At 70.8% G+C, this 13,005-nt stretch carries 14 protein-coding genes; 6 read left to right on the top strand and 8 right to left on the bottom strand.

What is annotated here, in order from left to right:
* Positions 1-31: 31 nt before the first annotated feature.
* Positions 32-1,246: a winged helix-turn-helix domain-containing protein gene (locus tag ACFVAJ_RS19945; protein ID WP_376947279.1), complete on the top strand. Its 1,215-nt coding sequence runs from the start codon at positions 32-34 to the stop codon at positions 1,244-1,246.
* A 46-nt stretch (positions 1,247-1,292) separates the two neighbouring features.
* Here the strand turns inward: ACFVAJ_RS19945 and ACFVAJ_RS19940 are convergent, their stop codons facing one another.
* Positions 1,293-2,168 (bottom strand): M48 family metalloprotease, encoded by an 876-nt coding sequence (locus tag ACFVAJ_RS19940; protein WP_376947277.1) that lies wholly within the window; start codon positions 2,166-2,168, stop codon positions 1,293-1,295.
* Positions 2,169-2,177: 9 nt separating this feature from the next.
* Positions 2,178-2,744, bottom strand: a complete 567-nt coding sequence (locus ACFVAJ_RS19935) for a LemA family protein (protein ID WP_157424712.1) — start codon at positions 2,742-2,744, stop codon at positions 2,178-2,180.
* A 192-nt stretch (positions 2,745-2,936) separates the two neighbouring features.
* Between ACFVAJ_RS19935 and ACFVAJ_RS19930 the strand changes: the two genes are divergently transcribed.
* From ACFVAJ_RS19930 to ACFVAJ_RS19915, 4 genes are all read left to right on the top strand, one after another.
* The gene (locus ACFVAJ_RS19930) at positions 2,937-3,530 is read left to right on the top strand and encodes a TetR family transcriptional regulator (protein ID WP_376947275.1); all 594 of its coding nucleotides are present in this window, start codon (positions 2,937-2,939) and stop codon (positions 3,528-3,530) included.
* A gap of 31 nt (positions 3,531-3,561) precedes the next feature.
* On the top strand, positions 3,562-4,404 hold the full coding sequence (locus ACFVAJ_RS19925; RefSeq protein ID WP_376947273.1) for an ABC transporter ATP-binding protein: 843 nt from the start codon (positions 3,562-3,564) through the stop codon (positions 4,402-4,404).
* Positions 4,401-5,135: an ABC transporter permease gene (locus ACFVAJ_RS19920; RefSeq protein WP_376947271.1), complete on the top strand. Its 735-nt coding sequence runs from the start codon at positions 4,401-4,403 to the stop codon at positions 5,133-5,135. Before ACFVAJ_RS19925 ends, ACFVAJ_RS19920 begins: the two co-directional genes overlap by 4 nt.
* A gap of 85 nt (positions 5,136-5,220) precedes the next feature.
* Positions 5,221-6,072 carry a trypsin-like serine protease gene (locus tag ACFVAJ_RS19915; protein ID WP_376947269.1) on the top strand — a complete coding sequence of 284 codons (852 nt, stop codon included), beginning with the start codon at positions 5,221-5,223 and terminating at the stop codon, positions 6,070-6,072.
* Positions 6,073-6,123: 51 nt separating this feature from the next.
* On the opposite strand, the gene ACFVAJ_RS19910 is transcribed toward ACFVAJ_RS19915, so the two are convergent.
* From ACFVAJ_RS19910 to ACFVAJ_RS19895, 4 genes are read right to left on the bottom strand one after another with little or no spacing between them, the layout of a single operon-like run.
* A complete protein-coding gene (locus ACFVAJ_RS19910; protein ID WP_376947267.1) occupies positions 6,124-7,452 on the bottom strand; it encodes a D-arabinono-1,4-lactone oxidase in 1,329 nt (442 codons plus the stop codon).
* A complete protein-coding gene (locus ACFVAJ_RS19905; protein ID WP_376947815.1) occupies positions 7,449-8,693 on the bottom strand; it encodes an alanine racemase in 1,245 nt (414 codons plus the stop codon). Before ACFVAJ_RS19905 ends, ACFVAJ_RS19910 begins: the two co-directional genes overlap by 4 nt.
* A gap of 5 nt (positions 8,694-8,698) precedes the next feature.
* Positions 8,699-9,973 carry an MFS transporter gene (locus tag ACFVAJ_RS19900; protein ID WP_376947265.1) on the bottom strand — a complete coding sequence of 425 codons (1,275 nt, stop codon included), beginning with the start codon at positions 9,971-9,973 and terminating at the stop codon, positions 8,699-8,701.
* Positions 9,970-10,566, bottom strand: a complete 597-nt coding sequence (locus tag ACFVAJ_RS19895) for a TetR/AcrR family transcriptional regulator (RefSeq protein ID WP_376947263.1) — start codon at positions 10,564-10,566, stop codon at positions 9,970-9,972. The genes ACFVAJ_RS19900 and ACFVAJ_RS19895 overlap by 4 nt, the downstream gene beginning before the upstream one ends.
* 109 nt (positions 10,567-10,675) lie before the next feature.
* On the opposite strand from ACFVAJ_RS19895, the gene ACFVAJ_RS19890 reads away from it, so the two are divergent.
* The gene (locus tag ACFVAJ_RS19890) at positions 10,676-11,602 is read left to right on the top strand and encodes a Ppx/GppA phosphatase family protein (RefSeq protein ID WP_376947261.1); all 927 of its coding nucleotides are present in this window, start codon (positions 10,676-10,678) and stop codon (positions 11,600-11,602) included.
* 95 nt (positions 11,603-11,697) lie between these two features.
* On the opposite strand, the gene ACFVAJ_RS19885 is transcribed toward ACFVAJ_RS19890, so the two are convergent.
* Together ACFVAJ_RS19885 and ACFVAJ_RS19880 are read right to left on the bottom strand one after the other, a co-directional pair.
* On the bottom strand, positions 11,698-12,102 hold the full coding sequence (locus tag ACFVAJ_RS19885) for an SHOCT domain-containing protein (protein WP_376947259.1): 405 nt from the start codon (positions 12,100-12,102) through the stop codon (positions 11,698-11,700).
* Between the two features lie 130 nt (positions 12,103-12,232).
* Complete coding sequence (locus ACFVAJ_RS19880) at positions 12,233-12,952, bottom strand: hypothetical protein (protein ID WP_376947257.1); 720 nt, start codon at positions 12,950-12,952, stop codon at positions 12,233-12,235.
* Positions 12,953-13,005 lie beyond the last annotated feature (53 nt).

Here is a 13,005-nt window from a genome sequence, read left to right as displayed (position 1 = left end):
GTCGGTCGTCGGCGGTAGCGTCGGATGCACCATGGTCGACGTCGTCAGTCCCGCTCTCGCCCGCCGCATCGCCCTCGCTGCGCAGGGTTTCGCCCGCCCGCACCCCGAGGCCGCCGGAACGCGCGCCCTGAACGGGGTGGTCGACCGGCTGGGCCTCCTCCAGATCGACTCGGTCAACGTGTTCGAGCGCAGCCACTACCTCCCGGCGTTCAGCCGGGTCGGCCACTACGACCGGGGGCTGCTCGACCGCATCACCTCGGGCCGACGGGGGCGGATGGTCGAGTACTGGGCGCACCAGGCCGCCTACATCCCGCGCGAGCTCTGGCCGTTGTTCGAGTTCCGCCGCGACGAGTACCGGCGCGCAGGCAGCGACTGGGGCGGCTGGGTCGCCGAGCAGCGCGATCTCGCGATCTGGCTTCGCGCCGAGCTCGCTGCGAACGGCCCGATGCGCGCGAGCGAGATCGAGCACGACGCCAACGAACGGAGAGGCCCCTGGTGGGGCTGGTCCGACGTGAAGCGCACGCTCGAGATGATGTTTCGCACGGGCGACGTCATCTGCGTCGACCGAGTGCGCTTCGAACGGGTCTACGCCCTCCCCGAGCAGGCGCTCCCCGATCATCTGCTGGGCGCTGGGCCGTCCGAGGTCGACGCGGTGCGCGAACTCGTCGAGCGCGCCGCAGCGGCGCAGGGCATCGCGACCGAGGCCGACCTCGCCGACTACTGGCGCATGAAGCGGGCACCGGTGCGGCAGGCCGTCGCCGAACTGGTCGACGCGGGCGTGCTGCTGCCCGTCGAGGTGCCCGGCTGGCAGACGGGTTCGCGGCCGACGCCCGCCTGGCTCCACCGCGACGCGCACCGGCCCCGCCGCATCGACCAGGTCGCGCTGCTCTCGCCGTTCGACCCGGTCGTCTGGTTCCGTCCGCGCACCGAGCGGCTCTTCGACTTCCACTACCGCATCGAGATCTACACGCCCGAACCCGATCGCAAGTTCGGCTACTACTCGCTGCCGGTGCTCGTCGACGACCGCGTCGTCGCGCGGGTCGACCTCAAGAGCGACCGCAAGGCACGTACGCTGCGCGTGCAGTCGGCGTGGGCCGAGCCCGGTGCGCCCGCCGAGGCGGCGGCCCGGCTCGTGCCGGTGCTCCACCGTGCCGCGGCGTGGCAGGGGCTCGACGAGGTCGTCGTGGCCGGCCGGGGCGACCTCTCCCCCGCCCTCGCGAGCGAGCTCGCCGCCGCGGCCGCCTGAACGCCCGACGGGTCGCCCCGCGGCCTGACGGCTCGATCGCCGCAGCCTAGAAGCTGCCGCCCATCTTCTCGAGGCGCGCAATGCGGTCGGCGATGGGCGGGTGCGTCGCGAAGAGGCGGTCCATGACGCCGGGCTTCAGCGGGTCGGCGATCCAGAGGTGGGCCATCGACGAGTTCTGCCGCTTCATCGGCTGCCCGTACGCCTCGAGCTTCGCGAGCGCGCGGGCGAGCGCGTCGGGGTGGCGGGTGGTCATCGCGCCCGTGGCATCCGCCAGGTACTCGCGCTGTCGCGAGACGGCGAGCTGCACGAGGCTCGCGACGAGCGGTGCGATGAGCATGGCGACGAGCCCGAACACCATGACGATGGGGTTCGAGTTGTTGTTGTTGCGTCCGAAGAACGCCATGCGCACGAGCATGTCGGAGATGAAGCCGACGGCCACGACGAGGCCGAACACGATCATCGACAGGCGGATGTCGTAGTTGCGCACGTGGCCGAGCTCGTGCGCCATGACGCCCTCGAGCTCGGCGTCGTCCATGATCTCGAGCAGGCCCGTCGTCGCGGCGACGACGGCGTGCTCGGGGTCGCGGCCGGTCGCGAAGGCGTTCGGGGCGGGGTCGGAGATGACGTAGACGCGCGGCATCGGCGTGCCCGTCGTGATCGAGAGGTTCTCGACCGTGCGCCAGAGCCGCGGGTGCTCGGCCTTCGAGGTGATCTCGACCGCGCCCGACATCGACAGCGCCTGCCGGTCGGCCGTGAAGTACTGGATGAGCGCGTACCCGGTCGCCACGACGAGCGTCACGATGACGATCGTCAGGTCTTGGTAGATGTAGGCGGCCAACCAGCCCAGCCCGCCGATGATGGCGAGGAAGAACAGGATGATGAAGACGGTGTTGCGCTTGTTCTTCGCGATCGCGCGGTACAACGCCGGCCCTTAGAACTGGACGCGCGGCGGCTCGGCGATCGCCGCCGGCTCGGTGACCTCGAAGAAGTCGCGCTCGTGGAAGCCGAGGCCGCGCACGAACAGCGTGTTCGGGAACACCTTGATCTTGGTGTTGAGCTCGCGCACGCCGCCGTTGTAGAAGCGGCGCGACGCCTGGATCTTGTCCTCCGTGTCGACGAGCTCGGACTGCAACTGCAGGAAGTTCTGGCTGGCCTGCAGCTGCGGGTACGCCTCGGCGACGGCGAAGATCGACTTCAGCGCCTGCTGCATGTGGTTCTCGGCGGCACCGGCCTCTGCCGGGCCCTGCGCCTGCAGCGTCTCGGCGCGCGCCTGCGTCACCGACTCGAAGACGCTCTTCTCGTGCGCGGCATAGCCCTTGACCGCCTCGATGAGGTTCGGGATCAGGTCGGCACGGCGCTTCAGCTGCACCGTGATGTCGCTCCACGCCTCGTCGACGCGCACGTTGAGCGTGACGAGCGAGTTGTAGGTCGCCCAGAGGTAGATGCCGATCACCAGCACGAGTGCGACGACGATGAGGACGGGGATGAGCCATTCCATGGCGCGGACTCCTAGGGCATTCGGCTGCGTGATCGCGGGCTCTGCAATCCTACCGAGGCCGCCTTCGAGCCACGGCCGTTCCCATGAGACTCGGAGGAACCCCGGTGGATGCTCCGGGGTTAGGCTCAGACTGTGACGGAGCGTTCCAGCCCGCGGCGCCCCGGTCGCCCTCGCGGTGCGAAGCCCGGAGACATGCGGGCACGGATTCTCGCCGCAGCGACGGCCGAGTTCGGCGAGCGCGGCTACGAGGCGGCCTCGATGCGGGCGATCGCCCGCCGCGCGGGTGTCGATCCCGCCCTCGTGCATCACTACTTCGACGACAAGCAGCGGCTCGTCGCCGAGGTCGTCGAGGTGCCGCTCCGCCCCGACCGCCTGGTGCGCACCGCGCTCGACGGACCGCTCGAGGGACTCGGCGAGCGGCTCGTGCGCGCGGTGCTCACCGCGTGGGACTCGCCTGCGGTTCGCCCGGCGGCCGTCGCGGCCCTCCGTTCGGCGATCGGGCAGGGCCCGGTCGCCCGGATGCTGCGGGAGTTCCTGCGGGGCGAGATCATGCACCGAATCGCGGTGCGACTCGACGACGGCGGGGCCGGTGACGGCGGCGGAGCCGTCGAGACCGGCGACGCCGAACTGCGCGCCGAGCTCGCGGCATCACAGCTCGTCGGCGTGATCATGGTGCGCTACGTGCTCGAGTTCGACCCGGTCGCCTCGCTCCCGGTCGACGAGCTCGTCGCGCGCGTCGGGCCGGCGGTGCAATGGCACCTGACCGGTCGTCCGCCGGGGTCTTGACAGCCGGCTCGCGCAGCGAGATATTCAGCACATGCTGAATACCGCGGATGCCCCGGCGCCGCAGCCCGCCGCGACCGCCGCCATCATCGCGCAGGACCTCCACGTCCACCGCGGAGGCACCCCCGTGCTCGAGGGGCTCTCGCTCGCCGTGCCGAGCGGCATGATCGTCGGCCTCCTCGGCCCGAGCGGCAGCGGCAAGACCACGCTCATGCGCTCCATCGTGGGGGTGCAGGTCGTGAAGTCCGGCACGATCGACGTGCTCGGCCAGCCGGCCGGCAGCCGGGAGCTGCGCCACCGCGTGTCCTACGTCACCCAGCAGGCGAGCGTCTACGACGACCTCACGGTGCGGCAGAACCTCGCCTACTTCAGGCGCGTGCTGGGAGCACCGGCGAGCGACGTGGCGCGGGTCATCGAGCGCACCGAACTCGGTCCCGTGGAGCACCGCCTGGTGGGCACGCTCTCGGGCGGCCAGCGCAGCCGGGTCTCGCTCGCGGCGGCCCTGCTCGGCGACCCCGAGCTGCTCGTGCTCGACGAGCCGACGGTCGGCCTCGACCCCGTGCTCCGCGTCGAGCTCTGGAACATGTTCCGCAGCCTCGCCGACGAGGGCGCCACCCTCCTCGTGTCGAGCCACGTGATGGACGAGGCGAAGCGCTGCGATCGCCTGCTGCTCATGCGCGACGGCGCCCTGCTCGCGGACGACACCGTGCAGGGCGTGCTCGAGGTGACCGGCACCGACGACGTCGAGACGGCGTTCCTCCGGCTCATCGAACGCGGTGAGCCCGACCTCAGGCCCCGCGAGTCCACGGCCGCCGACCATGGCAGGCATGCGGCCGGAGCCGCGACCGACGCCGCCGACGTGGAGGAGTCCCGATGACGCTCACCCGGACCTTCGCCACCGCCGGGCGCGTGCTCGGGCAGATCCGGCACGACCACCGCACGATCGGCCTCCTGCTCGTCGTGCCGAGCCTCCTCATCGGGCTCGTCGCGTGGATCTTCGTCGACACCGACGTGTTCAGCGACATCGGCCCGGCGATGATCGCCCTGTTCCCGTTCATCGTGATGTTCCTCGTCACGAGCATCGCGACGCTGCGCGAGCGTCGCAGCGGCACGCTCGAGCGCCTGCTGTCGATGCCGCTCGGCAAGGGCGACTTCATCCTCGGCTACGCGCTCGCGTTCGGGCTGCTGGCGGTCGCGCAGACGGCGATCGCCGTCTCGTTCGCGGTGTGGGTCTGCGGCCTCGAGATCGAGGGCTCCATCTGGCTGCTCTTCGCCGTCGCGGTCGCCGACGCACTGCTCGGCACCGCGCTCGGGCTGCTCGCGAGCGCGTTCGCACGCACCGAGTTCCAGGTCGTGCAGTTCATGCCGCTGCTGGTGTTCCCGCAGATCCTGCTCGGCGGCATCTTCATCCCGACCGATCAGCTGCCCGAGGCGCTCGAGGCGATCAGCTCGTGGCTCCCCCTCACCTTCGCGATCGACGCACTGCAGGCGGTCGCCGCCGACAGCGAGTCGCCCGAGTGGATCGCGACGAAACTGCTCGTGATCGGGGCATGGATCATCGGATCCATCGTGCTCGGGTCCATCACGTTGCGCCGACGCACCGCCTGACGCAGCTTTCGTGCGTTCCTCTCGACACGCGGCCATGGCCGGGAGCATGATCGTCAGACCGTTCACCCGACCGAAAGAGAGATCGATGCGCAAGCCACTTCTCGCTGCCCTCGCCGTCGCCGCCACCGTCTGCGGCCTCGCGCTGGGCGCCGCACCGGCACAGGCCTCGACGGGGGGCTCGCCCGACGGCGACCTCCACCCCGACGTGGGCCTCATCGCGTTCTACGACAGCACTGGCCGCTTCCGCTGCAGCGCGACCCTCGTCTCCCCGACCGTCGTCATCACCGCGGCGCACTGCACCCTCGGCACCGTGGGCAAGACGCTCGTCACCTTCGACACCTTCCTCGACGACGCCCCGCCGTCGTTCCTGCCCGTCGCCGCCGACCCGGCCGCGGGCTACACCTCGGCGGAGCTCGCCGCGGCGGGCTACGTCTCGGGCACCGCGTACACGCACCCCGAGTACTCCGACTTCACCGACACCCGCAACTGGAACGACGTCGGCGTGATCGTGCTCGACGAGCCGATCGCCTCGCACGGCGACGGCTACCCGCAGATCGCGGCGACCGGCACGCTCGACGAGATCCCGCAGCGCGCGCTCTCGAAGACCCTGTTCACGGCCGTCGGCTACGGCACCGAGGTGCGCCAGGAGGGCGACAACAAGAAGCCCGAGCCCGAGAGCTACCCGATCCTGCGGCGCTACGTCGACATGCCCGGGCAGAAGCTCACCCCGCAGATCCTGCAGACGAACGGCAACGAGAAGGACCCGTGGGGCACCGGCGGCACCTGTTTCGGCGACTCCGGCGGGCCCGTGTTCCACGACGGCGAACTGGTCGCGGTGACGAGCTACGGCTACACCTCGAACTGCCGGTACCTCGGCGGCTACCAGCGCGTCGAGGTCCCGGTCGTCGAAGAATGGCTCGCCGAGTTCGGCCTGTGACCGCGTGAGCCGAACGAACGGCGGATGCCTCGGCATCCGCCGTTCGTCGTCTCAGACTCGCGCGTGCACCCCGTCGAGCACGCGCTCGAGGTAGGGGTTCTGGAAGCGCCGCTCGGGGTCGAGCTCCTCGCGCACGGCGAGGAAGTCGTCGAACCGCGGGTACGACTCGCGCAACGTCTCGGCGGTCTGGGTGTGCATCTTGCCCCAGTGCGGGCGGCCGCCGTGGGCGCGCATGAGGTCTTCCACGGCGGCGAAGTACTCGCGCTGGTCCTCGCGGTAGTAGCGGTGCACCGCGATGTAGCCCGATTCACGGCCGTAGGCCGTGGAGAGCCAGTTGTCGTCGGCCGCGGCGGCGCGCACCTCGATCGGGAACGTGATCTTCCAGTCCTTGCGCTCGATCAGGGCGCGCACCTCCCGCACGGCCTCGGGCACCGCCGCGAGCGGGATCGCGTACTCCATCTCGCGGAATCGCACGGTGCGGTTCGTGACGAACACCGACGGCGAGAAGTCACTGAAGTCCCGGTTGCCGGTGAGCCGTTCGACGAGCCACGAGAGCCGCGGGATCGCGCCGGGTGCGGCTCGAAGCGTGTAGCACGCCGCCCGGTAGAGGCCGTTCGCGACGAGTTCGTCGTCGATCCAGCGCGAGACCCTGCCGAGCGGCGCGCGCGGTGCATCGCCCGGAAGCCGGGTGTTGGTCTTCGTCATCGCGGTGTCGGTGTGCGGGAACCAGTAGAACTCGAAGTGGTCGTGCTCCCGGACCCGGTCCATCCACTCGTCGAGCACGAGGGAGAAGGGCTCCTGGCGTTCGACCGCGTGCAGCACGTAACGCGGCACGAGCTGCAGTGTGAGTTCGACGATGACGCCGAGGGCACCGAGGCCGAGGCGCACGGCGGGCAGCAGTTCGGGCCGTTCGGTCTCGCTCACGGTGATGAGCTCGCCCGTGCCGGTCACGAGCTTCGCCGCGACGATCTGGGTGGCGAGCCCGCCGAAGCCGAGTCCCGTGCCGTGGGTGCCCGTCGAGGTCGCGCCCGAGATCGTCTGCCGGTCGATGTCGCCCATGTTCGCCAGGGCGAGGCCGTAGGGCGCGAGCAGCGCCGGCAGCTCGTGCAGGCGGGTCCCCGCCCCGAGGGTGACCCGCCCGGTCGCGACGTCGGCGTCGACGACGCCCGAAAGCGAGGTGAGGTCGAGCTGCACGCCCGGCGCCACGGCGATGCCCGTGAAGCTGTGGCCCGAGCCGACCGGCTTGATGCGCAGGCCGCTCGTCGCCGCCGACTGCACGGCGCGCTGCACGGCCTCGGGCGAGGCAGGACGCTCCACCCTGAGCGGCCGAACCTGTTCGGTCCGCCCCCAGTTGCGCCACACTGCTCCGGTCGCGGTCACAGGAACGCCTTCCCTTCTCCCCGATACGTCGGGATCATGTCCACGGTCTCGTCGCCGTCGACGACGGCGAACTCGTTCAGGTGCTCGGCGAGCTCGCCCGACTTCGTGTGGCGGAACCACACCCGGTCGCCCACCTCGAGCCGGCGCGCGGCGCGGCCCGACACGGGCGTCTGCACCTCGCCCGCCATCTCGCGCGGCTCCATGACGAGCCCCTCGGGCCAGACGATGCGCGGCAGCCGATCGGGCGCGGGCGGCCCCGAGGCGATCCAGCCGCCGCCGAGGATCGTCGCGTGCGCCGCACTCGGGCGCCGCACGACGTCGAGCGCGAACGCCGCCGCCGGAGCCGGGGTGAAGTGCTCGTACCCGTCGAACAGATGGCCGCCGAACAGGCCCGAGCCCGCAGCGATCTCGGTGACCGCCGGATCGGCCGAGGTGCGTTCGAGCGAGCCCGTGCCGCCGCCGTTCACGAACTCGAGCTCGGCGTGCTCGCGCACGGCCGCGACCGCGCGGGCGCGACGCTCGAGGAGCTCGGGCATCGAGCGCGACTGCATCCAGCGGTTGACGGCGCCGTCGACGGGCCGGCCGGCCGGCCGGTTCACGACGCCGGCGATCTGCGCCTCGTACGACATCATGCCGACGAGCTCGAAGCCGGGGCGGCGGACGATGTAGGCGGCGAGCGCTCCGGCGTCGGCGGGGGCGTGCACGGGCGAACGACGCACGCCGAGGTGCCCCAGCACCGGGGCATCCCAGGAGGCGTCGAGCTCGAGGCAGACGCGGATCGTCTCGCGCTTGCCGGGCGGCAGCACCGCGTCGACGACGTCGAGCTGCGCGGGCGAGTCGACCATGAGCGTGATCCGCGCCGCGGCGTCGGGGTCGGTGGCCAGGCGGCGCAGGCTCGCCCGCTCGGCCGTCGGGTAGCCGACGACGATGTCGTCGACCGTGTCGGCGAGCCAGAGCGCCTCGGCGAGGGTGTACGCGAGCACGCCGCGGTAGCCCGGCATCGTGAGCAGCGATTCGATGACGCTGCGCACCCGTACCGACTTCGACGCGACCCTGATCGGCATGCCGTTCGCCCGTCGCAGCATGTCGAGCGCGTTGTGGCGCAGCGCGCCGAGGTGGAGGGCGCCGACGGGAGCGTCGAGGTGCGCGGTCGCCGCCGTCAGGCGCGGCCAGTACTCGGCGGGCGTGCGCCAGCTCGAGGCGTCGGTCGTGGGGCTGCCGGTCATCCGCAGGTCGATCATGGTCATCAGCGCACGCTCCGCACTCGGGCGACCGCGAACGCCCCCGCGGTCGACAGGGCCGCGCCGAGCAGGAACACGAGCATGAACGAGCCCGAGACGACGACCGCGGCCGCACCGATCATCGGAGCGACGGCCTGCGGCACGGCCGAGGCGATGTTCATGATGCCGAGGTCCTTGCCGCGCGAGGTGGCGTCGGGCAGCACCTGGGTGGCGAGCGCCTGGTCGACCGAGAGGAAGCAGCCGTAGCCGAGGCCGAGGAGGCCCGCGCCGACCATCGCGACCGTCAGGTCGGGGAACAGGCCGAGCAGCAGCGCCGCGACGCCCTGCAGGGCCGAGGCCACGAACACGAACTGCTTGCGGCGCCCGAGCTTGTCGGAGAGCTTGCCGCCGATGAGCGACGCGAGGATCACGAACACCATGTAGATGAGCGTGAGCACGATGAGGTCGGCCTCGGCGTTCTGGTCGTTCAGCTGGAACATGAGGAAGTAGAGCAGCAGGCTCGTGCCGAGCGCGTTGCCCGTCGAGACGAGCACGCGGCTGAGCAGCGTCCAGCCGAAGTCGGGGTGCTTCCTCGGGCTGATCCAGAACCCCGAGATGATGCTCTTCAGCGTCATCGGGGTGCGCAGCGCCGGAGCGAGCGGCTCGTCGTGGCGGGTGAGGAAGGGCACCGCGAGCACGAGGAGCAGCACCGCGAGCAGGAGGTAGCCGAGGGACGCGTCGGTCACGAGCTCGGTCACGAGGATGAGCCCGACGATGATGCCGACCGCCTGGGGCGCCGACATCCAGCCCGACACGAAGCCGCGCTGGTTGACCGGCACCTGGTCGGAGATCGTCGCGGTGAGCGCAGCGGTCATGATGCAGAAGCCGATGGATGCCACGACCCACGCGGTGCCGATCGCCCACATCTCGGTCTGGAAGCCGAGCGCCACGAGCGCGGCGGCGAACACGAGCCCGCCGATGAGGATCCAGGGCCGGCGGCGGCCGAAACGCGAGCTCGTGCGATCGGAGAGCGCGCCGGTCAGCGGATAGGCGATGATCGTCGCGATCGCCGCGATGCCCGAGATGGTGCCGAACGCGACGACCGAGTCGACCCAGTGCTCGGGCTTGAGCTCGGCGTCGATCTGGGCGGGCAGCAGCAGTTGCACGGGGGTGAGCTGCGCCATCCAGATGCCGAACCAGACGGTCGCGAACGACGCGATCCATCCGGCGCCGATGCGGCGCGTCGGTTCGGCGAATGCCGCGGGGGTGGTGGGGGCGCCGGGGGCGTCGGCACGCGTCATCGGGTGTCGGCCATTCTCGTGAGTGCGTCGGCGGCCGCGTGCGCGACCGCCCGGGCGGCGTCGTCGTCGCGGTCGACGAGCCAGGTGAGGGTGAGCCCGTCGGTGAAGGCGACGAGCACGCGCGCGACGCGTTCGACGGGAACCGTCCAGCGAGCGCCGGCGAGCTCGGCGCCGAGTTCGAGCGACTGCGCCGCGAGGGCGATGTACTTCTCGTACTGGGCGGCGGCGAGCGGCTGCCGTTCGGGCGAGCGCAGCGCGTACTGGGTGAGCTCGAGCATCGCCTGCTCGTGCTCGGGATCGGCCTTCAGGTGCTCGAAGTACCGGAGGATGCCGGCCTCGACGAGCTCGAACAGCGTGAGCCCCTCGACCTCCTCGGGAGTGACGGCCTGCTGCTCACGGGCGACCACCGTCGAGATGAGCTCGTCGATGAGCTCGTCGCGCGACTCGAACGCGTAATGGAAGCTCGCGAGGCTCATGCCGGCCTCGGCGACGATCGCGCGGGTCGTCGCCTGCGCGAGGCCCTTGCGGGAGACCACGATGAGCGCGGCGGCCACGAGCGCGGCGCGTCGCTCGGCTGCGGGGATTCGGGCCACGTTGCTCCTCTCGACTGCGATGCCGACGAAGTGGGACAATCGTCCCAGTCGCATAAGTATGCACGAAAACGCTACGGCATGCATGCTCGCCACCGACTACGCTCGCAACATGCGTCTCGGTGTTCTCGATGTCGGTTCCAATACGGTGCACCTCCTCGTGGTCGACGCGCACCGCGGCGCCCGCCCGATCCCCATGACCTCGCACAAGTCGGTGCTGCGGCTCATGCGGTACCTCGACGCCGAAGGCGCCATCAGCGAGGAGGGGGTCGCGGCGATCATCGAGGCGGTCGGCGCCGCCGCGACCGCCGCGCGCGAGGCCGACATCGACGAGTTCCTCCCGTTCGCGACCTCGGCGATCCGCGAGGCCGCCAACGGCGAGGAGGTGCTCGCCCGCGTGGCCCGCGAGACCGGCGTCGAGCTCCAGGTGCTGCCCGGCGAGGACGAGGCGAACCTGACCTTCCTCGCCGTCCGGCGCTGGTACGGCTGGTCGGCCGACAACCTCCTCCTCTTCGACATCGGCGGCGGCTCGCTCGAACTCACCCAGGGCGTCGACGAGATCCCGGATGTCGCGCGGTCGGTGCCGCTCGGCGCCGGGCGTTCGACCGTCGAGTTCCTGCCCGACGACCCGCCCTCCGAGCAGCAGGTCGCACGGCTGCGAGCCCACGCCAGAAGGCTCCTCGCCGACGAGGTCGGCGCCTTCCGCGACCTCCCCGCACCCGACCACGTGGTCGGGTCCTCCAAGACGATCCGCTCGCTCGCGCGGCTCGCCGGCCACGTGGCCGAGGGCGTCGGCTCGAGCGAGCGCTACGTGCTCACCCGGCGAGGCCTCGACGACTGGACGCCCCGGCTGGCGAAGATCCCCGCCGACGCGCGCCCGGCGCTGCCCGGCATCACCGCCGATCGCACCTTCCAGATCGTGGCCGGCGCCGTCGTGCTCTCCGAGGCGATGCGCGCCTTCGACGTCCGCGAGCTCGAGGTCTCTCCCTGGGCGCTGCGCGAAGGACTCATCCTCCGCCGGCTCGACCTGATGGACTGAGCGGGGCCGCCGCGAGGCATCCGTTCACGCGCGGAAACGGCGGCCGCGCAGCCCCCACTGCGCGACCGCCGTTTGTTCTCTCTGCGGCTCCGGCGCTACCCCGCGATCGCCTTCGCCTTCAGCTGCTCGTACTCGGCCTGGTTGATCGCGCCGGAGTCGAGCAGGCGCTTCGCCGTCTCGATCTCGCTCGCCGAGGACGCGCCGCCGCCACCGCCGCCGGTGCCCGCGACGGTGCGGATGTAGTCGGCGTTCTGGGCCTGGATCTGCTGGGCCTCCTCCATGCGACGCTGGGCCATCGAGTTGCCGCGGGCGATCAGGTAGATGAACGCCGCCAGGAACGGCAGGAACACCAGGAAGATCACCCACAGCGCCTTCGCCCACCCGTTGAGGGTGTGGTCCTTGAAGATGTCGATGATCACCGTGATGAAGATCCAGATGCACGCGATCAGGACGTAGAACCAGAAGAGCCAGAGGAGGAAGTCCCAGAAGCTGTTGTTCACAGTGGTGCCCCTTTCGTCCGCGGCGTGACGGTCGCGCCGTCGTGCCTCGACACTAGACCCCCGCAGGGTCTCAGCGCATCACCTCATTCGGGTGGAATCCAGAGCCGGGGGCTCCGCCCGATCCACCCGCTCAACCGAGACGGATGTCGCTGAGATCGACGGTGACGGGAGTGCGGGCGGTGTCCGGCGAGCGATCGGGGAGGCGAAGGTGGACCCGGCGCTTCGTGGACAGGGTGATGCCGTCGAGGTCGACGTGGTCGTCGACGTACTGCGTCGTCTTCGTGTAGTCGTCGACTTCGGGCTGCACATCGCTCCGCCGCAGTCGATACTCCTCGTCGAAGTAGTACAGCTGGGTCCGATTGTGAGTGTCGAGCTCCGGCGGGAACGTGACGCTGAGCCCCCGCCAGATCTCGCCGTGCTCGGAGTGCGCCGCGATCTCGTGGTTCGTGACGCCCGGAAAGGCGAACACGAACGGCTCGACGAGGTGGAGCCAGGTCGCGTAGCAGCGGAAGTACGCCATCTGCGCCTCGCTCCAGACCGAGCGCTCGGTGTACCCGTCGAACGACCGCCGCGGATCGTGCAGCTCCTCGATGACGTCGCCGTTCGACTCCGTCACCGTGATCAGGTTCGCCGCCTGGTCGAAGACCATCTGCACTCCGCCGTCGACATCGGTCTGCCGGATCCACTGCTCATGCGCGCGGGCCTCCACGACCGCGGCTCCGGCGTAATCGGGATGCCCCTTCACCTCCCAGAACGAGCCGCCGTACCGTACCGTGGCGGTGATCGTGGAGAGCGAGGCGAACCGGTCGACCCCGTTCGCCTCGAGGACCAGTTCGAGTAGCGACGACATCTTCCCCCCGTCTCAGCGAGCGGCGCCCGCCGCTGTGGAGATTCTGGCGTCCG

The sequence above is a fragment of the Agromyces sp. NPDC057679 genome (genome assembly GCF_042799635.1).
Classification (GTDB): domain Bacteria; phylum Actinomycetota; class Actinomycetes; order Actinomycetales; family Microbacteriaceae; genus Agromyces.
The sequence above is the reverse complement of the archived record's forward strand: the minus strand, read 5'-3'. Positions and strand labels throughout refer to the sequence as shown.

What these genes read in the sequence shown, in the direction of transcription:
- ACFVAJ_RS19945 (WP_376947279.1), top strand. Translation starts at nt 32, where the DNA reads ATGGTCGACGTCGTCAGTCCCGCTCTCGCCCGCCGCATCGCCCTCGCT.
- ACFVAJ_RS19935 (WP_157424712.1), bottom strand. Translation starts at nt 2,744, where the DNA reads ATGGAATGGCTCATCCCCGTCCTCATCGTCGTCGCACTCGTGCTGGTG.
- ACFVAJ_RS19930 (WP_376947275.1), top strand. Translation starts at nt 2,937, where the DNA reads ATGCGGGCACGGATTCTCGCCGCAGCGACGGCCGAGTTCGGCGAGCGC.
- ACFVAJ_RS19925 (WP_376947273.1), top strand. Translation starts at nt 3,562, where the DNA reads ATGCTGAATACCGCGGATGCCCCGGCGCCGCAGCCCGCCGCGACCGCC.
- ACFVAJ_RS19920 (WP_376947271.1), top strand. Translation starts at nt 4,401, where the DNA reads ATGACGCTCACCCGGACCTTCGCCACCGCCGGGCGCGTGCTCGGGCAG.
- ACFVAJ_RS19915 (WP_376947269.1), top strand. Translation starts at nt 5,221, where the DNA reads ATGCGCAAGCCACTTCTCGCTGCCCTCGCCGTCGCCGCCACCGTCTGC.
- ACFVAJ_RS19905 (WP_376947815.1), bottom strand. Translation starts at nt 8,693, where the DNA reads ATGATCGACCTGCGGATGACCGGCAGCCCCACGACCGACGCCTCGAGC.
- ACFVAJ_RS19900 (WP_376947265.1), bottom strand. Translation starts at nt 9,973, where the DNA reads ATGACGCGTGCCGACGCCCCCGGCGCCCCCACCACCCCCGCGGCATTC.
- ACFVAJ_RS19890 (WP_376947261.1), top strand. Translation starts at nt 10,676, where the DNA reads ATGCGTCTCGGTGTTCTCGATGTCGGTTCCAATACGGTGCACCTCCTC.
- ACFVAJ_RS19880 (WP_376947257.1), bottom strand. Translation starts at nt 12,952, where the DNA reads ATGTCGTCGCTACTCGAACTGGTCCTCGAGGCGAACGGGGTCGACCGG.